Consider the following 21,419-nt stretch of genomic DNA (forward strand, 5'->3'; position numbering starts at 1 on the left):
CTTTCACTTGCGAGCCGAGGAGGCCGATCATGAACCACGCTCCGGTTGAATCCCGTATCAGTACACGCAACGCTCGCACAGCGGCGGCGGATCACGAAGACCAGTCCGACGATGCGCATTTGAGCGCCTACAATGCCGCGTTCAGCGATCTTGGGCTGCGGTTTCGCTGGGACCGTGCGACGCTCGACATGCTGAAAGAGTTCAATGGCGAGTTGGCGCGAATCACCGCTTATATCGAGCGCTATCACAGCCACCTGCATCGGGCGTACGATGCCGACTTTCTCGCGCAACTGATTCTGCATAGGAAGACGCAGTACTACAGCGAATTCGCCGCGACCGTGGGCGACTAGAAGCATCGAAAAAGACTCGGGCGGCGGGATCATCGTCCCGCCGTCTTCGCTATTGGCAATCAGGTCTCCTGGCGGCGCATGCATCATTGATCAGCGACGTGTAGTGAAATGAATCGGCCGCTCGTGCGCAGATTGGCGTGCACAGTCGCGCTGGCGGCCGTTGCCGCGTCTACCATCACGCCCATCCCGACTATCTGCAGAGGCGCTCACGCGCATCATCGCCGGCGTGACATCGCGAAGCGCCCACGTCTGCTCTTCCCCGCCATGCCACTCGATGTTCGCGAGCAGGCCCGGCTTGCCGATCGCCAGGCCATCGCTACGCGCGGCGAAGGCATACATGCGCGCCGCGCAACTGACGCGATTCGCCGCGTGAGCGGGATCGGCCGAGTACTCGCGGCTCAGCATCAGATGCACGCCCATTGCCAACGCCAGCGCGCCCGTCGCGAGCAATGCCGCGAGTCCGAATGGCTGTGCCTGTTCAGTGACGAAGCCGTAACCGAGCCATCCGCATAAAAACAGCGCAAACAGATTGACGACGTGATGTCCCGGCCGCGCGACCGCCTCGAGTTGCAATGCGCCGCGCAGCTTGCAGAACGCAATCGCCGAGATCGCAAAGAGCAGCGCGCCGATCGACACGGCTGCAAACAGTTCGATGCGTTCGCTGTTCTCGCGCGCCGCTGCCAACAGGTAGCGCGTAAAGCCTGTCGACGCGACCGCCAAACCGATGCCGCTGCCAAGCAATGCAAGCATCCGGGGCCTGCGTGTCAGATCGCGTTCGCGCACCCATGAGTGCCGCTGCGCCGAACGTCGGCCGAACTGTCGTCGCGAGAGCCCGGCCAACGCCACCATCAGCACCGCAATCAACGCCGCGGCGACAGTCACGGCGAGCAGCAGCAACAGGTCCATCCACACGGCACTCCCACAGGCTTGCGGCATGCGTGATCCTCCGTGATGCGATGAAAAGGCAAGAGCCGCGAGGTCCGGCCCTCGTCAACCGACGTTCGCGGTATCGCCCGATCGCCGTGGCTCGTCGCGCTGCGCCGCGCTCAAGGTGTTGGTCAGCGTGCCTATCCCATCGATCGTGATCGAGACCGTTGCACCGTCCTTGATCGACCCCACGCCCACCGAGGTGCCGCACGCAATCACGTCGCCGGGTTCGAGCGTCAGATCCTGCGATATCAGACTCACCTGCTCGGCCGGCGAAAAGACCATATCGGCGAGCGGATAGTTCTGACGCTCGGCGCCGTCGAGCGTGGTCAGGAGGCGCGCCGCCCGCCAGTCGAAACCGGAGACGATGGCCGGACCCAGGCAACAGAAGGTATCGAAGCTCTTCGCGCGACACCACTGCGGAAAATGCGGATTCTCGTTAAGCAGATCGGCGGCGGTGACGTCGTTGACGAGCGTGTAGCCGAAGATCGCCGCCTCCGCCTGCTGCGCATCCACGTCGCGGCAACGCTGGCCGATCACGATGCCGAGTTCGCCTTCGTAGACGATCTTGCCCGCGTAGTGACGCGGCCGGCGGATCGGCTCGCCCGCGCCGATCACCGACGCCGCCGGCTTCAGCAGAAACAGCGGATGCGTGGGCACGGGTTTGTCGAGCTTCGCCGCGAGCGCGTGATAGTTATTCCACAACGCGACGATCTTGCCGGGCGAGCACGGCGCCAACGGCGTCAATGCGCGCAGCGACAGTACTGCGCCGGTCGGCACCGGCTGCGCGAGACTTTCGTACTCGTGCAGATAGGCGCCTTCGACACGGCCGAACACGATGCCGCCGTCGCCCGACATGAACCGCATCCACGTCTGCATGCCTCGCTCCTAGATTGCGCGCGCCGTGCGCAGCGCCGCGATCTGCTCGGCCGAATAACCGAGCTCGGCCATCACTTCATCGGTATGTTCGCCAAGCAGCGGCGAGCGTTTGACGTCGGTCGGGCTGTCGGACAGCTTGATGGGATTGCCCACTGTCAGATACTTGCCGCGCTTCGGATGATCGACTTCGACGATCGTGCCGGTTTTGCGCAGCGACGGCTCCTCGGCAATTTCCTTCATCGACAGGATCGGGCCGCACGGAATGTCGTATTCGTTCAGGATCTGCATCGCCTCGAACTTGGTCTTCGTCATCGTCCAGCGTTCGATTTCGGCGAAGATCTCCTTCAAGCGCGGCAGGCGCGCGGGCGCCGTCGCGTAGTCGGGGTCCGTGGCCCACTCCTCCTTGCCGATCACGTTGCAGATCTTCGCCCACACGGGCGCCTGCGTGATGAAGTAGATATAGGCGTTGGGGTCGGTCTCCCACCCTTTGCATTTCAGAATCCAGCCCGGCTGGCCGCCGCCCGACGCATTGCCCGCGCGCGGCACCGCTTCGCCGAACGTGCCGTTCGGATATTGCGGATACTCCTTCATCACGCCGGTACGGTCGAGCCGCTGCTGGTCTCGCAGTTTGACGCGGCACAGATTGAGCACGCCGTCCTGCATGGCCGCGAGCACGCGCTGGCCGCGTCCGGTATGCGTGCGTTGATAGAGCGCAGTGACGATGCCGAGCGCGAGATGCAGCCCCGTGCCGCTGTCGCCGATCTGCGCGCCGGTCACGACCGGCGGCCCGTCGTCGAAGCCGGTGGTCGACGCCGCGCCGCCCGCGCATTGCGCGACGTTTTCATAGACTTTGCAGTCCTCGTAAGGACCGGGACCGAAGCCCTTCACCGAGGCGACGATCATGCGCGGATTCAATTCCTGAATCCGCTCCCACGTAAAGCCCATCCGGTCGAGCGCGCCCGGTGCGAAGTTTTCGACCAGTACGTCGCATTTCTGGATCAGCGCTTCGAGCACCTGCTTGCCTTCCGGATGCTTGGTGTCGATCGTGACCGAGCGCTTGTTGTGATTGAGCATCGTGAAGTACAGGCTATCCACGTCGGGAATATCGCGCAGCTGCTCGCGCGTGATGTCGCCCGCGCCTGCCCGTTCCACCTTGATCACGTCCGCGCCGAACCATGCGAGCAATTGCGTGCAGGTCGGCCCCGATTGCACATGCGTGAAATCGAGGATGCGCACACCGTCGAGTGCCTTGGCCATGTCGTATCTCCTGAACGATGAGGGTTATTTGTACATGGTCTGGTTCTTCGTGCCCGGTGCGTACTCGCGCGGGTCGACCCAGATGTTGACCACCGCCGAGCGGCCGGTGCGATGAATCGCTTCGCGCGCACGCTGTAGCGCGCTCGCGATCTGCGCGGGATCGCGCACTTCCTCGCCATAGCCGCCGAGCATTTCGGCGAATTTGCTGAACGGCACGTCGCCGAGCAGATTGCCGACGTTGCCGCGTTCTTCGCCGTATTTGGCAAGCTGGCCGTAGCGGATCTGGTTCATCGCCGAGTTGTTGCCGATCACCGCGAGATACGGTGCGCCGAAGCGGTTCGCGGTTTCCATGTCGAACGCGGTCATGCCGAACGAGCCGTCGCCGTAATAGCAGAGCACTTCCTTGTGCGGATGCGCGAGCTTCGCCGCCAGCGCGAAGCCGGTGCCGACGCCGAGCGAGCCGAGCGCGCCGGGGTCCATCCACTGGCCGGGGCGGCGCGGGCGCACCGCTTGCGCGGAGATCGTCACGACGTCGCCGCCGTCGCCGATATAGACGGTGTCGTCGGACAGGAATTCGTTGAGTTCGTACGCGACGCGATACGGATGAATCGGCGTGCTGTTCGAGCGGAACAGCGGCATCAGTTTTTCGGTTGCGCTCGCTTCGGCGTCGCGCAACTGCGCCATCCATTTGCGGCGCGCCTGACGCTTGTCGTCCTTGATACGACCGCTCGCGGCCTGCAGCACCGCGGCGAGGATCGCGCCCGGATCGCCGACCAGACCCAGATCGATATCGCGATTCTTGCCGACGGTTCGATAGTCCATATCGATCTGCACCAGCGTCAATTCCTTGCTGATGCGTCGGCCGTAACCCATGCGGAAATCGAACGGCGTGCCGACCACGATCAGCACGTCGGCGTTCGCGAACGCCTGCGAACGCGTGCGATCGAAATGATGCGGATCGCCGGGCGGCAGCAGCCCGCGGCTCGCGCCATTGAAATAGCCGGGAATCTCGATGCCGCGCAGCAGCGCGATCGCTTCCTCGTGACCGCGCGCGGTCCACACCTGCTGGCCGTACAGGATCGCGGGGCGTTCCGCATCGACGAGAATGTCCGCCAGTTTCTCGATGTCGCGCGGGTCGCCGATCGATTTCGTCGACGCGCGATATTGGCCCGGCCGCGGCACGATCGCGCGCGACGCGTCGACTTCGCGGTCGAGCACGTCGCGCGGAATTTCCAGGTAGGCGGGACCGGGCGCGCCGTTGAAGCATTCGCGCGCGGCCATCGAGATCATGTCCGCGACGCGCTCGGTGCTCGACACGCTCGCGGCGAACTTCGTGATCGGCGCCATGATGTCGACGTGCGGCAGGTCCTGCAGCGAGCCCATCTTGTGCTGCGTCAGCGCGCCCTGCCCGCCGATGTGCAGGATCGGGCTTTCCGAGCGGAACGCGGTCGCGATGCCGGTCACCGCGTTCGTGCAACCGGGGCCGGCGGTCGTCACCACGCAGCCGAGCTTGCCGGTCTGGCGCGCGTAGCCGTCGGCCGCGTGCGCGGCGACCTGCTCGTGGCGCACGTCGATGATGCGGATGCCTTCGTCGACGCAGCCGTCGTAGATATCGATGATGTGGCCGCCGCACAGCGTGAAGATCGTGTCGACCCCCTCGTTTTTCAGCGCCTTTGCGACCAGATGGCCGCCCGACACGACGCCCGCCTCGCGGGTCTTCTGCTTGAGCGTGTCGTCGGCGGTCGTGGTGGCCGTGGCCGGACTCAGGGATGAAACAACTGCAGACATGGTCATCTCCTCATCAATCGGATGTGCAACGGTTATCGACGGACGCGTCCGCTTCGATATACGTCCGGTTGCACCGACGTCTCACGGCTTCGAAGATACCGTATGTGATATATCACATTCCTTCAAGGGCAATTTCGAGACATAGACGGCGCGAAGTTTGTGCTGTTCGAGCTTGCCGGCCGCAGCTTTGCGCCCGAATCTACAAGGCTCTGCGACAGTCATTTCAAGGGAAAACACCAGGTCGTGCGTTGCACCGGTCATTGTTGATATATCACATACCATATTTTCATGACCGTCAAGCGAGGTTTATCCCGCAGCGCGGCGGCGACCTCGTTTTGTTTGCCGTTCGCCGCCGCGCGACCTGCGCATCGCTCGAAGTGCGCGCACGCAAAAAAGCCCGCGGTGCTTGCACACGCGGGCTTTTCGCAATCAGCAGCCAGGCAGCGTCTACGCCGCCATTAGTCGAGGAAATCGCAATTGGCTTCGACGAACGCCGCGAGATCGAGCGAATGCTGGCGCGTGAGCCGCTCGGCGAGTTCGGTATCGCGCTTTTCGAGCGCCTCGATGATGCGCAGATGATCGACGATGGAGCGCGCGGCCCGGTCGCTCTGCGAGATGGTCATGCGCCGGATCGCGCGCACGTGGATGAAGATGTTCTTGATCGTGTCGAGAATGATCTGCGACTTCGACAGCTCGACGATCGCCTGATGAAACGCGATGTTCGCGTCCGAATACTCGGCGATATGCTCGGCCGGCGTCGTGTCGCGGAAATTGTCGAACATATGGCGCAAGCGGCCGATTTCCTCGTCGGTCGCATGCAGCGTGGCGAGTCGCGCGGCCATGCTTTCGAGCGCGGCCCACATCTGGATCATCTCGACGATTTCGCGTTTACTCTTGCGCACGATGTAGATGCCACGCCGCGGCACCATGCGCAGGAAGCCTTCCTGCTCGAGCAGCGTCATCGCCTCGCGCACCGGCGTGCGGCTCACGCCGAGCGATTCGCTGAGCACGCGCTCGTCGAGACGGATTTCTTCGCGATTCTGGTAGATATCCGCGTCGGCGATTGCCTGACGCAGCATCGCATAGGCCTGATCGCGCAAGCTCGCACTCGCGCCGATTGGCTGCAACGACAGGGTCAACGGGGTGGCCACTGTTTCAGTTGGAAGTTCTGACGACATTCATCGCCTCTGCTTGAACACGCGCGCGATTCGGCGCCGCCGTTTTGCCGCGCTGCTCGCCCAGACCCACGAAGCGGCCATGTTGCGATGCAGGTGAAGCGACCGATTCGGGAATCCAGTCGGTCAGCAGAACGGTGGCGGCACAGCCCAACCCAACGACGGCCATGGCGAACAGCGCAAGAGGCACGAATTCCACGTGTAACTCCGGATGATTGAGAAGATTGATCCCCCAATCATATGCTGCAACGCCGCATTTTTCAATATTCGGTATGTAGTATATCAATGGCTGTTGTTTTTAAGATTACTTTCACGTTAGCACGCCGCGCGCTGCGTGGGTGCGCCCACATCATTCCCCGCGACGGTTCTGCGTGGCGCTCGGTGTAAACACGCAAAACGCGCGCTATTCGCGCAGCCGCGAGCGATGATCGCGCATTTTCTCCATCGCCCGGATTGTGAATTCCGGTTCGCGTCATTAACCTTCCGGACATTCCCTCCCCAGATCGATCGCGTCGAAACCCTTGCCCGGGCGGCGCGATCGATTAAAGCACATATCACATTGAAGGAGACTCGATGAGCACCACCCACCCGCAGGCCGCAGTGGCCAATCACCGCAATGCGCGCAGTCGGGCTCGCAAGGCCGCGCTCGGCAGCTTTATCGGCGCCGTGGTCGACTGGTACGACTTCCTGTTGTACGGCATCGTCGCCGCGCTCGTGTTCAACGCCGAGTTCTTCCCGAACGTCGGCCCGGCGATGGGCACGCTTGCCGCGTTCGCGACCTTCGGCGTCGGCTTTCTGTTCCGGCCGCTCGGCGGCTTCGTGTTCGGCCATTACGGCGACCGGCTCGGACGCAAGCGCATGCTCGTGCTCACCGTGATGATGATGGGTCTGTCGACGGCCGCAATCGGTCTGCTGCCCGCGTTCTCGACGATCGGCTGGTTGGCGCCGGTGCTGCTCGTCACGCTGCGCGCAATCCAGGGCTTTGCGGTCGGCGGGGAATGGGGCGGCGCGGCGTTGATGGCCGTCGAAAGCGCGCCCGAGAAAAAGAAGGCCTTCTACAGCAGCGGCGTGCAGGTCGGCTACGGCGTCGGGCTCGTGCTGTCGACGGGACTCGTCGCGCTGATCAGCCGCTCGATGGACAACGCCGCGTTCCTCAGCTGGGGCTGGCGTCTGCCGTTTCTGTTCAGCGTCGTACTGGTGCTGATCGCGCTGTGGATCCGCTCGAGCATGGAGGAATCTCAGGAGTTCGTCGAGAAAGTCGGCCAGCATGCCGAGCGCCGTGTGCGCCTGCCGATCGTCGAAGCGCTGCTGCGCCATCCGAAAGCCTTCCTGCTGATCATCGCGCTGCGGCTCGCCGAGCTGTTCACGATGTACATCGTGACCGCGTTCGCACTGAGCTACTCGACCACCAACCTGCACATGCCGCGCGAGTTTTTCCTGACGATCGGCTTCGTCGTCGGCGCGCTCAGCTGCGTGACGATTCCGTGCTTCGCGTGGCTCGCGGATCGCTTCGGCCGCCGTCGCATCTATATGATCGGCGCGCTGGTCGGCGTGTTCAGCGCGGTGCCGTTCTTCCTCGCGCTCGAAGCGCGTTCGACAGTATGGATCGTCGTGTTCGCGGTGATGCTTGCCAACATCGCGCACGACATGGTCGTCAGCGTCCAGCAGCCGATGTTCACCGAGCTGTTCGGCACCGAGTACCGCTATAGCGGCGCGGGTGTCGGCTATCAGGTGGCGAGCGTGGTCGGCGGCGGATTCACGCCGTTCATCGCGGTCGCGCTGGTCAGCTTCGCGGGCGGCTCGTGGCATCCGGTGGCCGCGTATCTGGCGATCGGCTGTCTGATTTCGGTACTCGTTGCAGCACGCATGAAGACCGGGCGCAAGATCGATTGACACCGGCGGAACTCGCCGTCGATACACGACGGGCCGGCGCGGCGAAGAAGCCGCGCCGGCCCGTTTCTTTTTGTGCCGCGCGTCGTGCGCGTCTCCTTTATTGCTGACTTTGCATAGTGGCTCTAGTCGGAAGTACGACGCAACCCGCTCGGAGCGTCCCACGATTTGCACGATCGCGTGAAGAATACCCGCGGTTCACCAGGTTCACACCTTATGTCCGCGCGCTTCATATTGCGAAGCCATCGTCCACGTCCTATTGTCGAGCCAGGCACGATTTTGGGTACGTGGATCCAGGTCATATGAAATAAAAGTACATATAGCGATGACGCGACGGCGTGCGCAAGTTACACTCCGCCGCCTCAAGGTATATGCACGAAGCGCCGATAAACAGAACAACTGTAAGGAGACCCACTTATGAGTAGCATCAGCGAGCCGGGCGGCCAACGAGGCTCAGCCCCATTTTTTTCCAAACAGGCCACCGTCGCACAGCCCGGCTTTTCGCGCTGGATGGTGCCCCCCGCGGCGCTCGCCGTGCATCTGTGCATCGGTCAGGCCTATGCGTTCTCGGTATTCAACGGACCGCTGACCAAGGTGATCGGCATCACCCAGTCCGCGCCCGATGACTGGTCGCTGACCGCGCTCGGCTGGATCTTTTCGCTCGCAATCGTGTTCCTCGGTTTGTCGGCGGCATTCGCGGGCAAATGGCTCGAACATGTCGGTCCGCGCCGCACCATGTTCACGGCAGCATGCTGTTTCGGCGGCGGCTTCCTGGTGTCCGCGCTCGGCGTCTATCTGCATCAGATCGTGCTGCTATATCTCGGTTACGGCGTGATCGGCGGGATCGGGCTGGGGCTCGGTTATGTGTCGCCGGTGTCGACGCTGATCCGCTGGTTCCCGGACCGCCGCGGCATGGCGACCGGCATGGCGATCATGGGCTTCGGTGGCGGCGCGATGATCGCGGCGCCGTTGTCGGTCGCGCTGATGAACCACTTTCATAGCGCAACGAGCGTGGGCGTCGCGGAGACCTTCGTCGTGCTCGGCATCGTCTACTTCATCTCGATGACGATCGGCGCCCTCGCGATCCGCGTGCCGCCCGCCGACTGGAAGCCGGCCGGCTGGACGCCGCCCGAAGTCACGCAGCACCGGCTGATCTCGCGCAACCACGTGCATATCGATCAGGCGTTGAAAACACCGCAGTTCTATCTGATCTGGTTCGTGCTGTTCCTGAACGTGACGGCCGGGATCGGCGTTCTCGGCCAGGCCTCGGTGATGATCCAGGAGAGCTTCAAGAACACCGTGACGGCGTCGGCTGCGGCCGGCTTCGTCGGATTGCTGTCGCTGTTCAACATGGGTGGACGTTTCGTCTGGTCGTCGGCATCGGACTGGATCGGTCGCAAGAACACCTACGCCATCTTCTTCGTGCTCGGCGCGGTGCTCTACTACTTCGTGCCCAGCTTTGCCGCGAACGGACAGATCGCGCTGTTCGTGCTGACGTACTGCATCATCCTGTCCATGTACGGCGGCGGCTTCGCGACGGTGCCGGCCTATCTCGCCGACATGTTCGGTACAGCGTTCGTCGGCGGCATTCATGGACGGCTCCTGACCGCGTGGGCGGCGGCGGGTGTAGCGGGTCCGGTGCTCGTCAATTACATCCGCGCATATGAAGTCGCGAACGGCGTCGCCAAAGCGGACGCGTACACGATGACCGTGCACATCATGGCCGTGCTGCTCGTGATCGGCTTTATCTGCAACCTGCTGGTCAAGCGTGTGGATGAGAAGCACCACATGACCGATGCACAAGTCGCCAAGGGCGCGTGAGGAGATCCGTATGTCGACCGTTCAAACCGTACATCCGACCAACAAGGTGATGCTCGCGGTGTTCTGGGTGTATGTGATGATTCCGCTTGCCTGGGGCGTGATCAATACGCTGACGCAGGCGATGAAGTTGTTCAAGTGATGACCTGATGGGGTGCGCACCCCGGCCTGGCTGAGGGGCGGGGTGCCGATAGCGCGCCCCGCCGTAGTCTCCCCTCACCGCCCCAATCCGCTATGCGCGATCTGCTGCTCGACGAACTGCGCAAACAACGCATGCATGTGCGTCGTCGGATGCAAATCATCGGCGAACATGTAAGTCTGATCCGCATTGGCGCTCACGTAGGTCGCCGGCGAACATAGCAGCGCGGTGTCATCGGGCGTTTTCTTCGGATCGCAGGCCTGCCCCGTATTCGACACGGTAAAACCGTTCGCCTGAAAGCTTCCGATGACCTGATTCGTCCACGTGTACGAATCGACCTCGATCACTTTCGATTGCAGCCCATCGGTTTGCAACGCGGCGTTCAACGTAGCGTTGAAAAGCTGCGACAACTGCGTGAGGTTCGCGCCACCATCGGCCGAAGCGAGCCCCTTCGGCGACAGCCCGATATTCGGCAGATTGATCACCACCACATGCGCGCCGCCGTTCTGGACGATCTGCCCGACGAGCTGGGCGAGCGTCGTGGCCGCCGCCTGCACGATCGGCGCCGCGGCGGGCAGGTTGCCGGCGCGGAGCACATCGTTCGCGCCCACCCACACGAGCACGAGCTGATTGGCGTTGAAGCTGCCGTGAGCGCTCAGATAACTCGACAGTTGCTGATTGACAGGCATTTCGATGTTGCCGATGACGTCGCTCAGATAGTCGTACTGGTTCGCCGGCGTCGCCACCGTCGAGCCCCCTTCCGCATAACCGAGGCCGCTCTGCGCACTCAGCTTATGCGTGAAATCGATCGTGAACGCGGCGCTGAGCGTATCGCCGTAGTATTGCGCGACCTGCTGGGCCCACACCTGGCCGGGATTGGTCGTGAAACGCCCGCCTCCCACCGCGCTCGCGAGCGGCGCATAAGTCCCGACGTCCGACAGGCTGTCGCCAAACGACACGACCTGCAGCTTGACGCCGCCAGCCGGCTCGGCCGCCGTGCTGCCGCCGCTACTCGACCCGCCGCTGCCGTCACCGCCTCCGCCGCAAGCCGAAAGCAGCACGATCGACATGGCAAAAACTACAGCGCGGACCTTGTCATTTATGCCTCGCATTTGCTCCTCCTCGCCGGGCGGGCCAGCGGTGTCGAGTGCCTCACGTGCGTGGTCGGTGCCGGATCGGTACCTGACCGCACGCGGCTCTTCGAACAAGCATCGCGTATGCCCAGCGAGGAAATGCGGCCCGCTCAAAGCCTCTCGAACACCACCTCCTGTGCGCCTTCCCACAGCACCTTCGTGCCGAGCTCGCGCAGTTTTTCCTTGCCTTCGACGATCGTCAGAAAATGATTGCCCGCGAGTTGCCCCATCTTGCTCGCGAAGCAGCAGGAGCCATATGCGAGGATGATCTCGGTCTCGCTATAGCCGCCCGGATAGAACAGGATGTCGCCGACCGATGGATGGCTCGTGTGATTCTCGAAGCCGACCGCGACGCCGTCGTTCTCGAGCTTGAATTCGCCGAGCGGCACCCAGCAGCCCTCACCGCTCCAGCGCACATGGATCAGCTTCTGCCGGTACGGCAGCAGCTTCAGGAAGGCGGCCACGGTCTGCGGCGCATCGGGATGGGTTTCGGCGATGAAGGCGTGGCCGCAGGCGGTCATCTTGAGTCGGGTCATGGCGCGTTATCCAGTATGTGGGTTTCAAAAGCGGTTCGATTCTGTCGTCCGATGCAAGGTTTCGACAGATACAGTTGTCGGCGTCGCGGTCAGTCCAGTTAGACCACGTCCGATCGCGGGAGGCCGGCCGAACCGCGAAGCCTTGCGCCACGTGCCATGCCAGTTTGCACCGCGCGCCGCCACGAAAGTTCGTAGTTTGCAAGCCGCGCAATGCAAAGCACACTGCGCAGGTGCGTGATTCCTACCGCAGAAAGGCGAGCCGTTACGGCGTGCGCAGGCAAGCATCAGGCGGCGTGCATCTCAAGCGCGCAGCCGGTAGGCGAGCGGCGTCGCACCATAGCCACGCTTGAACTGCACGGAGAAATGACTGGCATTCTCGAAGCCAACTTCGAGCGCGATTTGCAGCACGGTTCGATCCGTGGCGCGCAGCAGCCTCGCCGCTTCCTCGAGCCGCAAGCGCGTCACGAACTGATGCGGCGTCTCCCCGGTCTCGCGGCGAAACACCCGCGCAAAATGAAAACTGCTTAGGCCGGCCTGCTCGGCCAGTTCGGCGATCGCCAGATCTTCGGCGAGATTGGTGCGGATGTACTCGGTCACTCGGCGGATCCGGCGCGGCACCAGCCGTTCGGGCCGCGTCGCGCCGCCGCGCCGCGCGTCGTTGCCGCTCGAATAGTGCTGCAGCAGGTGCGCGGCGAGCGCGTGAGCCAGCGTATCGACATACAGACGCGAATCGGCTGGATCGCGGGCGGCGCGATGCAGCGCGGCAAGCATCGCGGCGATCAGCGGATCGTTGAAGCGCATCGCGTCGCCGAGCGACAGTTCACGCGACGCGTCGAGCCCCATCTGTTGCGCGACGCTGTCGATCAAATCGCGCTCGATGTGCACGTGCAACGTAGACAACGGCTCGTCGCTGATCGAATGCCAGCGCCACGAGATCGGCGTGGGCGGCACGAACCACAGGTCGTTCACGCGCATATCGGCGCTTTCCCAAGCTCCGCCGAGGTTGCGTTCGAGATGCTCGGCGCCGCTCGCGAGCGTCATCAGCGTGAAGTCGCGCAAACCGGGCGCTTCGAGCAGGTCTTGCCGCACCGGCTCGAGATACGAGCGCAGCACCAGATGCCGCCACTCGCGATCCACGCTCGACACGAGTCGCTGGCCGGCCATGTAGCGGTCGTAGGCAAGCGTCGTCGTGAGCTTGGGAATTCGTGCCATCACATCCCCTCGAAGGAGGTGCCGTATGGAAGGAGAAACGCCGCCGTACCCGTACTGCCGGTCCACTGTCAGCGCAAGATCACAAAAATGATAGCAAGGAACCGGCTACCGACATTTCACGAAATCGCTAATCATTGAGGTTGTCGTCTTTCACGCGTTTAGAACGCCGGAGCTACCGTTTCATGGAACATGAATGCGATACGCTGCCGCAATGGCTGACCGGCTCGCCGCAAGGCGAAGCCGGGCACGCGTCGGCAGCACACCCGAGAGCGGCATCCGCCCAACCGGCTTACCCGGCCGGCGCGCGGCACGCCGCGCAATCAGCCCACGCGGCTGAAGCAGTGAAGATGTCTCCCCGCGCCGCGAATAGTGCGGGTCGAAGTGGCTTTCTGACTCTGTTCACCGAGGAAGAAATCGGCACGCCGTCGCCCGCGGCGGGGCGGGCCGCGCCGCTGATCGGTCCGCTCGGACGGTTCGGCAGCGCGCAGGACCGCATGGAGTTCGTGCGTCGGCGCATCAGGCAATTGGGCTTCGACTCGTTCAGCTATACCGCCACGCGCACGTCTTCGCATCACAAGACGATGTTCGTGTTGACGAGCTACGAGTCGCAGGCCTGGCTCACGCGCTATTTCCGCGAGCGCTATTTCGAGCTCGACCCGCGCGTCGCGCTCGCGTCGCCGACCGGCATGCCGTTTCTGTGGAATACCGCCGACCTGCGCGCCGACCTGCCGCGCGCGCAGTTGCGCAGCGAGCGGCTCGGCGCGCTGATCGACATGCTGGAGGCGACCGGCCGCAAGAGCGGCATTCTCACGCAGATGCCGCTGCCGGAGCCGGAGCTGAGCGCGAGCCTGTGCTTCAATTCGGAGATCGGCAACCCGCGCTGGATGACCGAATCGATCGTCGCGGAAACGCTGATGTTCGCGCACTCGATTCATGAGTTCATCTGGATGCACGCGAAAAGCGTGATCGGCATCGCGCCCGCGCAGCAGCAGCGCGTCGCGCTCAGCAAGCTGCAGCACGCGGTGCTGAAGGCGGTCGTGCAGGGGCAGCGCGACAAGGAAATCGCGTATTTCCTCGGGCTGTCGCCGCATAACGTCGACTATCATCTGCGGCGCTTGCGGCAGCTGTTCAACGTGCGCAACCGCGTGCAGTTGATCAATGTCGCGCAGGCGTATCTGTTGTAGTTGTAGTCGGCGTCTGCGCGTATCGATGAAGAGGGCGCGACGGCTTTTCGCTGTCGCGCCCTCTGCTAATCGCGCGGTCTTATCAGCTTTTCAAGCGATAGCCGGTCCTGAAGATCCAGCCGACGATCACGAGGAACACCGCGAGGAACAGCAGTGTCATGCCGAGACTCAGGCCGACGCCGACGTCGCCCAACTCGTAGAAGCTCCAGCGAAATCCGCTGACCAGATAAACGATCGGATTGAACAGCGTGACGGCGTGCCAGAACGGCGGCAGCATGTCCACCGAATAGAAGGCGCCGCCGAGAAACGTGAGCGGCGTGACGATCAGGAGCGGCACCAGTTGCAGCTTCTCGAAGCTGTCCGCCCAGATGCCGATGATGAAGCCGAGCAGACTGAACGTGACGGCCGTCAGCACGAGAAACAGCACCATCCAGAATGGATGGATGATCTGCAACGGCACGAACAGCGCGGCGGTCGCGAGAATGATGAGCCCGAGCAGGATCGACTTGGTGGCCGCCGCGCCCACATAGCTGACGACGATCTCCAGATACGATACGGGCGCCGACAGCAGCTCGTAGATCGTGCCCGTGAAGCGCGGGAAGTAAATCCCGAACGACGCGTTCGCGATGCTTTGCGACAGCAGCGACAACATGATCAGACCCGGCACGATGAACGCGCCGTAGCTGATGCCCTCCACTTCCTTGATACGCGAGCCGATCGCCGAGCCGAACACGACGAAGTACAGCGACGTGGAAATCACCGGCGCGATGATGCTTTGCATCAGCGTGCGCCACGTGCGCGCCATTTCGAACTTGTAGATCGCGCGCATTGCGTAGATGTTCATGGGTTCCCCCGCAGCAGACTGACGAAAATGTCTTCGAGCGAACTCTGCGTGGTGTGCAGGTCCTTGAAGCGGATACCGGCGTCGTCGAGCGATTTCAGCAGCGCGATGATGTCGGTGCGCCCGCCCTCGCCTTCATAGGTGTAGGTCAGTTCGTTGCCGCCGTTCGCGACCGCGAGCCCGTAGCCGGCGAGCGAAGCCGGCACCGTGTCGAGGGGGCTCTCCAGTTGCAGCGTCAACTGCTTCGTGCCGAGCTTGCGCATCAGCTCGGTCTTCTCTTCGACCAGCATGATTTCGCCCGCGTTGATCACGCCGATGCGGTCGGCCATCTCCTCGGCTTCGTCGATGTAATGCGTGGTCAGGATGATCGTCACGCCGCTCGCCGCGAGCGAGCGCACGAGCTTCCACATGTCGCGCCGCAGCTCGACGTCGACGCCGGCGGTCGGCTCGTCGAGAAACAGCACGCGCGGCTCGTGCGACAGCGCCTTCGCGATCAACACGCGCCGCTTCATGCCGCCCGACAGCGTGATGATCTTGTTGTCGCGCTTCTCCCAGAGCGACAGGTCGCGCAGCACTTTCTCGATGTAAGCGGGGTTCTTCGGCTTGCCGAACAGGCCGCGGCTGAACGACACGGTGGCCCAGACGGTTTCGAACGCGTCCGTGGTCAACTCCTGCGGCACGAGGCCGATCAGCGAGCGGGCCGCGCGATAGTTGGAGCCGATGTCGTGGCCGTCCACCGTCACGCCGCCTTCGCTCGCGTTGACGATGCCGCAGACGATGCTGATCAGCGTGGTCTTGCCCGCGCCGTTCGGCCCGAGCAGCGCGAAGATTTCTCCACGGTGGATCGCCAGATTGATGTTCTTCAGTGCCTGAAAACCGCTGGCATAGGTTTTCGACAGATTCGTGACCGAAACGATTGGCTGCATGGACTCGATGATGGCCGACACCGCTGTTGAATGACAGGAAACGGCGCGAAGGAATGCGCCGCATCCGCAATGTAATGGAAAGTGCGAAAGCGTGCAGCGCACGCGAGCGAACGAACAGATCGTGCGGTTGCGGCGCTCCGTGCGCGAAAAGGCGGTGGCGCTCGGGCTGTCGGCTCGTCGGGCGTGGGCCCCGGCTCGGTCCGCACGTTTTCTAGCGCGGCGCGCCGGCCAAACAGGCGCTGCGACGACCCAGACCTCAGGGCTGCGCACAGACAAAACTACTCGCCAGATTTACATTGCCTCGGCCGAGATAGCGCGGAAACCCGGGATAGCGACACAGCGGCCGCGAGCGTCCATTCGTCGCCGCGGCGAGATCTGTGGCCATCAGCGTTTCGGGCGCGACGCCGCGCGTGACCCACGCGTCGAGCGAGCCGAGCAGATCGACCGATGGAATGAACACGCCGTTGCCATGCTGAAACCCCGGCACCATGTACAGCCGCATGAAGCGATCGACCTCGTCCTTGCCGAAACGCGCGACTAGCGCGTCGTGATATGCGATCGTCTGGTTCGGGCTGATCACTTCGTCGGCGAGACCCTGCAGCGTGATCAGCTTGCCGCCATGCGCGATGTAACGCGACAGGTCGGGGTTCATCGCGCCGATCGTGCCCGACAGCGCGATCAGTTGCGCGCGATATTTGCCGGGGCGTTGCGGATCGAACGTCAACGAATCGAAGTCCGCATCGCGCGCGACGAAGTAGCGCAGATAGCCGTCGCCTTGCGCGAACAGATAGCCGTTCGCATAGAACGTCGGCACCGGTTGACGCCGCGGCTGATGCGCGAGCCCGAGCGCGCCGGTCAGTTGCGTGCCCTGGAACACGTTGTAGCCGCGATAGCCGCTCACCTCCCACGCGAGCCGATACGGCAGCGACAGCCCGTCGCGCATCGCCAGCAAGGTGGCCAGTTGTGCGTCGGTCAGACACCCATCGTCAGATGAAAGGCGCAGCGCGCAACGCAGCGAATCGACAATTTGCGCTTCGTGCGCGCGACATGCTTCGACGTCGCTGACGATGCCGTCCGCCATGCCGTCGAGCCGGTCGCACACCTCGAGCGTGCGTTGATAGACGCGTTCGAGCAGCGCCGGCGGCACGAAGCCGCCCGGCATACCGTACTCGGCCTGGCCGAGCTTCACGCCGATCAGCCGCACGCCGGAAAAATTCAGCGCGGGCGCATTGGCGATCACGCCGTCGTAGTCGTCGGGGAAGCGCTGCATCACCGTGTAGCCTTCGCGGCCCCCCGTCGAGCCGCCGGCAAAATACATGCGCTGCGGCGGCCTGCCGTACGCGTGCGCGATCAACGCGAGCGCGACGTCATGGGTTTTCTTCAGATGCGCGTAGCCGAAGTTCGTCACCGCTTCATCGACGAGACCAAACGCCGCGAGCGACGAATCGCCGACATGCCCCGAGTCGTCACCGAACGTCGCGTAGCCTTGCGCGAGCGGCGCGCGATCCGGCGAGAACGGCATCACGCCGGTGCCGCTGACAACCACGCCGTCGTACCCGCCGCCGCCGATCTGCAACGCACGGCCATTCCAGCGACTCGGCAGATTCAGATCGAAGCGGATGTCGGGCGTCGTCCGATTCAGCGCCTTGATGCGGCCCGTGATGCGGCAATACTCGCCGCCTTGCTGATTGCCCGGCGCGGTCGCGCCGATCATTGCCGCGCTTTCGATCAGCGCGCCGGCCGTCGGCATCTCGATCAATTCGGGCGACAGCACCGCGCCCGCGAACTCCGCGCAGTGCATCGCGAACGGTGTCTCTTTGGCCTGCGCGGCCGTGCGATGCATCGCGAGCCACGCGAGCACGACGACACTCATCACGGTCGCGAGTCCAACGAGCTTGCGCGTCGTGCGCATCGTGGTCGTGATGCGCCCGCGGCGCTCGCGTCGTGTCATCCGCAACCCGCGCCATTCGCCTGTGCGCCCGACTGCTGCCCTTTCCAGCCGCTCCAGCCGCGCGCGATCATCAGCAGCGCGCCGATCGCCGCGAGGTCGCCGCCGAGCCCGACCAGCACCGCGCGAAAGCCGTGAAACGTGTGCGGTGTCGCCGTGTCGATGATCAACGACACCAGCGTGCCGGTGACGAAGCACACGAGTCCGGTGCGCCCCACCGTCACGACGGCGGGCAGCCGCCTCGCGAGCCACGCGATACTGCCCATCCGCACGAACTGGGCGGCGAGCCACGCGATGACGATGAAATTGATCACACGTTCCACTGAAAGATTCTGCTTGTGCGTGCCGGACAAAGGCTGCGTCAGCACGAAAAGTTTGACCATCGCGAAGCCAAGCACCGCGACCACCGCGACGCGCGTAAGCCACTGCGCGGTATAGCTCGCATGAAAACGTTCGCTGATCGGCTGGACGCGGCACAGCATACCGAGCACGAACATCAGTTGCCACGCAAACGGATTAAAAGCCCAGTCGGCGACAGCGTCAATGCTGAATAACGCGGCGAGCGGCCGCGCGACGGCCCACACCGCGACGCTCACCGCGAGCGCGAGCGATGCAGAGCGGCGCGCGAGCGGCACCATCACGGGCACGCATAGCGCGAACAGCACGTACATCGGCAGCACGCTGGACAGATACGGTTGCCGGCGCAACAGCGCGATATCGAAGGCTTGACGCCATGGCTGCAACGCGAACGGCGGCCAGCCGGTCATTTCTACCATCGGCCGATTCAGATCGAGCAGCGCGAGAATCGCGCCGGACACGAGCGTCAGCATCGCCGTCAACAGATACGCGCGATAGATCTCCCCGCAGCGTTTGAGGAAGCGCAGCTGCGCCGCGTGTTCGCCGCGATGCGCAAGCACCGCCGTATACGCCGCCGCCGATGCATAGCCGCCGAGAAACACGAACACCTCGGCCGAATCGCACAACGCGTACGCGTGCAGCATCAGATGCGATAGCGTGCTGCCGGGAATGTGATCGAGCACGATGACGATCAGCACGATACCGCGAAAGAAATCGACTTCGACCGATCGTCCACGGCCACGGCCTGGGGTTTCCATTCGTCTTCTCGAAGAATGCGCGCTGGCGGCACGCAGGAACGTGAATGGCCACGCATCAGCGTGGTGCGATCCTGAACGCACGCAGGCTTTCTTATCGAGCTTCGGTCCGATCCGTCGCTCAAGCGAAGGCCGGCATGACCAGCCCGATGGCGGGCTGTTCGCTAAAGGGATCGGTGGCTGGCGGAAACCATGTCGCACTCCTGTCCTCACCTAACCGCTTGACCACAGTTGGGTCTCTGCGGCGTGCACGGCAGAAGTATTTGCGACGTTGCGCGGCGAGCCTTACCTGCTGTGGCACGCTGTTGATCAACACGGGACTGAACTCGATATCTTCATGGAGGATGGCGGCTCTCAGCGTTCTTTCCCGCTCGAGAAACTCCAGCTGCAGGCGAGTCTGCCGGAGAGCGAAATCGGTATAGCGATCCTCGACGTAGTCCGTGAAGGTCGATTTCAGCACAACGCCGGTCAACAGCACCAGGACAAACGAGACCGCGACGCCCGCGCCCATGACGAGCGTCAGCTGATAGCGGTTCAGCCTGCTCGGCTCATCAACGCGTGAGTCGCGGTTGAGCGTGTGAACCACGCGTCCATGCCTGCTGGAATCTGTGCTCTGTGATGGCATGGCGGACCTGAATCAGGGACGCAAGGAATGATTTCCGCATCATACGGCGATTCCGACTCGTTGCGTGTTTGATGTCGATTGAGCCGCCTGTGGCGGGCGGCGTTGCGGTTTGCGCCTGTCCCCGCCTTCACTTCTGGTCGTCGCCTGTTACGTGAAGCTCGACTGAAACCCGTTCGGCGCGCGGTTGCACTCGTTAGCGCAAGCATTGGCGACGGGCATCGCTGAACTGTTGACAGTTGATGAAACACATAGGGCACCCTTTCCACTATCTGCCGTCCCGTCAAGATTTCTGACCTTGCCACGCTCTCCGCGTTAGCAGGCAGTGCCGCCATCTCAAGCGCTGCAGCGCTCAAATACCGGCCCGCGCCGATTCGGACCGGTCCTATTTTTATCCAATCTCAAAAATATAGACTGAACCCAGTTACAGAGATTTAGCAAAGGCCTGCCCCAGATTGACTCGGCAGAAATCTGGCCGATTCTTACTGCGGCCATGAGCTTTCTGGATCGTCATCGCCCCCGTTTTTGCAGCTGATATCGAACAGCAAGAAATGGCAACGGCGATTTGGCATTAGTTCGCATACCTCAGTTCTTTTTCAAACTTTAAAAGGAATCATGTCATGAACAAGTCCTATGTCAGCATCTGGAGTGAAGCCCTTGGGTCGTGGGTGGCTGCATCCGAGCACACTGCACGTCGCGGCAAGCGCAGCAAGTCACGCTGCGTGATGGGTAGCATCGGCGTAGCCTTGGGTGTGATTGCCGGCTACAGTGGGAATGCTGCTGCTAAAGTTGCGAACCCTATTGGCGCCTATGGCAACATTGCTATTGACAATTCGACCAGCACCGCCGTCGCTGCTTCTGCCAGCACTCCTGGATCGATAGCGATTGGTGCTGGTGCAAACGCTAAAGGCGACGTTAATTATGACGGTAGCTCGGCCATTGCCATCGGCGATTCAGCCGAGGCGAACGGGGGTGGCACGATTGCGCTCGGCGAAATGGCCGTTGTCAACGGTGATCGCTCGGCAGCTTTCGGCCCAGCTTCAACCGTGAGTGCCTCAGATTCTGTGGCGCTCGGTTTCGGGAGCACGGTCACCGCGACCAATAGCGTAGCTTTGGGCGTGAATTCGGTGGCCGACCGGGCGAATACGGTGTCGGTAGGCACGTCCACCGGCCAACGCCAGATTGTGAACCTGGCTGCAGGTACCCAAAGTACGGATGCCGTCAATCTGAGCCAGCTCGGCGGAGTGGTGAATGCGCTAGGCGGTGGGGCGGCGATCGAGTCGGACGGCACGATCAGCGCGCCGAGCTACAGCGTTGGCGGTACGACGGTCAACAACGTGGGTGACGCGTTTGCCAACATCGACGAAAGCGTGCGCCGCAACGCCTGGTTCATCGATAACCTCAACGATGGCCTGGTGATGATCCACAACATCGCGCTCGACAACAGCAAGGACATCGCGATCAACAAAGCCGACATCACGAAGATGAGTGGCGACATCACGAACGTCACCGACAACCTGAACGACGGCACGATCGGTCTGGTGCAGCACGACGCAGCGACCCGGAACATCACGGTGGCCAGGGATCTGGACGGCACGACGGTGGATTTCGGTGGCACTGAGGGCGCGCGCACGCTGAGCGGCGTGAAGGCCGGTGCGCTGAGCGACACCAGCACCGAAGCG

The 21,419-nt window shown here is 63.0% G+C and carries 20 protein-coding genes; 6 read left to right on the forward strand and 14 right to left on the reverse strand.

Annotated features, from left to right (window positions below):
• The first annotated feature begins 29 nt into the window (after positions 1–29).
• Entirely contained in the window at positions 30–350 is a 321-nt protein-coding gene (locus tag HDG37_RS29360; RefSeq protein ID WP_184053738.1) for a hypothetical protein, read from the forward strand.
• Between the two features lie 90 nt (positions 351–440).
• Here the strand turns inward: HDG37_RS29360 and HDG37_RS29365 are convergent, their stop codons facing one another.
• The 6 genes from HDG37_RS29365 to HDG37_RS29390 all read right to left on the reverse strand — a co-directional run bounded on the left by HDG37_RS29365 (position 441) and on the right by HDG37_RS29390 (position 6,575).
• Positions 441–1,286, reverse strand: a complete 846-nt coding sequence (locus HDG37_RS29365; RefSeq protein ID WP_184053741.1) for an NAD(P)(+) transhydrogenase (Re/Si-specific) subunit beta — start codon at positions 1,284–1,286, stop codon at positions 441–443.
• A gap of 54 nt (positions 1,287–1,340) precedes the next feature.
• The gene (locus HDG37_RS29370) at positions 1,341–2,156 is read right to left on the reverse strand and encodes a fumarylacetoacetate hydrolase family protein (RefSeq protein WP_184037269.1); all 816 of its coding nucleotides are present in this window, start codon (positions 2,154–2,156) and stop codon (positions 1,341–1,343) included.
• A gap of 9 nt (positions 2,157–2,165) precedes the next feature.
• Positions 2,166–3,413: a formyl-CoA transferase gene (gene frc / locus HDG37_RS29375; protein WP_184053744.1), complete on the reverse strand. Its 1,248-nt coding sequence runs from the start codon at positions 3,411–3,413 to the stop codon at positions 2,166–2,168.
• A 24-nt stretch (positions 3,414–3,437) separates the two neighbouring features.
• On the reverse strand, positions 3,438–5,201 hold the full coding sequence (locus HDG37_RS29380) for a thiamine pyrophosphate-binding protein (RefSeq protein ID WP_184053747.1): 1,764 nt from the start codon (positions 5,199–5,201) through the stop codon (positions 3,438–3,440).
• Positions 5,202–5,659: 458 nt separating this feature from the next.
• A complete protein-coding gene (locus HDG37_RS29385) occupies positions 5,660–6,379 on the reverse strand; it encodes a GntR family transcriptional regulator (RefSeq protein WP_013091210.1) in 720 nt (239 codons plus the stop codon).
• Positions 6,357–6,575 (reverse strand): hypothetical protein, encoded by a 219-nt coding sequence (locus HDG37_RS29390; RefSeq protein WP_184053750.1) that lies wholly within the window; start codon positions 6,573–6,575, stop codon positions 6,357–6,359. The genes HDG37_RS29385 and HDG37_RS29390 overlap by 23 nt, the downstream gene beginning before the upstream one ends.
• A 374-nt stretch (positions 6,576–6,949) precedes the next feature.
• Between HDG37_RS29390 and shiA the strand changes: the two genes are divergently transcribed.
• From shiA to HDG37_RS29405, 3 genes are all read left to right on the forward strand, one after another.
• Positions 6,950–8,269, forward strand: coding sequence for a shikimate transporter (gene shiA, locus HDG37_RS29395; protein ID WP_184053752.1), 1,320 nt, complete (start codon positions 6,950–6,952; stop codon positions 8,267–8,269).
• Positions 8,270–8,683: 414 nt separating this feature from the next.
• The gene (locus HDG37_RS29400; protein WP_184053755.1) at positions 8,684–10,087 is read left to right on the forward strand and encodes an OFA family MFS transporter; all 1,404 of its coding nucleotides are present in this window, start codon (positions 8,684–8,686) and stop codon (positions 10,085–10,087) included.
• Positions 10,088–10,097: 10 nt separating this feature from the next.
• Positions 10,098–10,226: an oxalate:formate antiporter gene (locus HDG37_RS29405; RefSeq protein ID WP_090809263.1), complete on the forward strand. Its 129-nt coding sequence runs from the start codon at positions 10,098–10,100 to the stop codon at positions 10,224–10,226.
• A 74-nt stretch (positions 10,227–10,300) separates the two neighbouring features.
• On the opposite strand, the gene HDG37_RS29410 is transcribed toward HDG37_RS29405, so the two are convergent.
• The 3 genes from HDG37_RS29410 to HDG37_RS29420 all read right to left on the reverse strand — a co-directional run bounded on the left by HDG37_RS29410 (position 10,301) and on the right by HDG37_RS29420 (position 13,104).
• Positions 10,301–11,335, reverse strand: a complete 1,035-nt coding sequence (locus tag HDG37_RS29410; protein ID WP_184053758.1) for an SGNH/GDSL hydrolase family protein — start codon at positions 11,333–11,335, stop codon at positions 10,301–10,303.
• A 131-nt stretch (positions 11,336–11,466) separates the two neighbouring features.
• A complete protein-coding gene (locus tag HDG37_RS29415; RefSeq protein ID WP_018424716.1) occupies positions 11,467–11,892 on the reverse strand; it encodes a DUF3830 family protein in 426 nt (141 codons plus the stop codon).
• A gap of 300 nt (positions 11,893–12,192) precedes the next feature.
• Positions 12,193–13,104, reverse strand: a complete 912-nt coding sequence (locus HDG37_RS29420; protein ID WP_184037292.1) for an AraC family transcriptional regulator — start codon at positions 13,102–13,104, stop codon at positions 12,193–12,195.
• A gap of 182 nt (positions 13,105–13,286) precedes the next feature.
• On the opposite strand from HDG37_RS29420, the gene HDG37_RS29425 reads away from it, so the two are divergent.
• Positions 13,287–14,288 carry a LuxR family transcriptional regulator gene (locus tag HDG37_RS29425; RefSeq protein WP_184053761.1) on the forward strand — a complete coding sequence of 334 codons (1,002 nt, stop codon included), beginning with the start codon at positions 13,287–13,289 and terminating at the stop codon, positions 14,286–14,288.
• A gap of 82 nt (positions 14,289–14,370) precedes the next feature.
• Here the strand turns inward: HDG37_RS29425 and HDG37_RS29430 are convergent, their stop codons facing one another.
• The 5 genes from HDG37_RS29430 to HDG37_RS40465 form a co-directional block, all read right to left on the reverse strand.
• Entirely contained in the window at positions 14,371–15,132 is a 762-nt protein-coding gene (locus HDG37_RS29430) for an ABC transporter permease (RefSeq protein ID WP_184053764.1), read from the reverse strand.
• Entirely contained in the window at positions 15,129–16,055 is a 927-nt protein-coding gene (locus tag HDG37_RS29435) for an ABC transporter ATP-binding protein (RefSeq protein ID WP_090810431.1), read from the reverse strand. The genes HDG37_RS29430 and HDG37_RS29435 overlap by 4 nt, the downstream gene beginning before the upstream one ends.
• Before the next feature lie 256 nt (positions 16,056–16,311).
• Positions 16,312–18,006: a tannase/feruloyl esterase family alpha/beta hydrolase gene (locus tag HDG37_RS29440; protein ID WP_184053768.1), complete on the reverse strand. Its 1,695-nt coding sequence runs from the start codon at positions 18,004–18,006 to the stop codon at positions 16,312–16,314.
• Positions 18,003–19,118, reverse strand: coding sequence for an OpgC domain-containing protein (locus tag HDG37_RS29445; RefSeq protein ID WP_184053770.1), 1,116 nt, complete (start codon positions 19,116–19,118; stop codon positions 18,003–18,005). Before HDG37_RS29445 ends, HDG37_RS29440 begins: the two co-directional genes overlap by 4 nt.
• Positions 19,119–19,236: 118 nt before the next feature.
• Positions 19,237–19,701, reverse strand: coding sequence for a hypothetical protein (locus HDG37_RS40465; RefSeq protein ID WP_184053773.1), 465 nt, complete (start codon positions 19,699–19,701; stop codon positions 19,237–19,239).
• Between the two features lie 656 nt (positions 19,702–20,357).
• On the opposite strand from HDG37_RS40465, the gene HDG37_RS40115 reads away from it, so the two are divergent.
• The coding region (locus tag HDG37_RS40115) for an ESPR-type extended signal peptide-containing protein (protein ID WP_311541617.1) at positions 20,358–21,419 on the forward strand (1,062 nt) is incomplete at its 3' end.

This window comes from Paraburkholderia sp. MM5384-R2 (assembly GCF_014201025.1).
Taxonomy (GTDB): Bacteria; Pseudomonadota; Gammaproteobacteria; order Burkholderiales; family Burkholderiaceae; genus Paraburkholderia; species Paraburkholderia tuberum.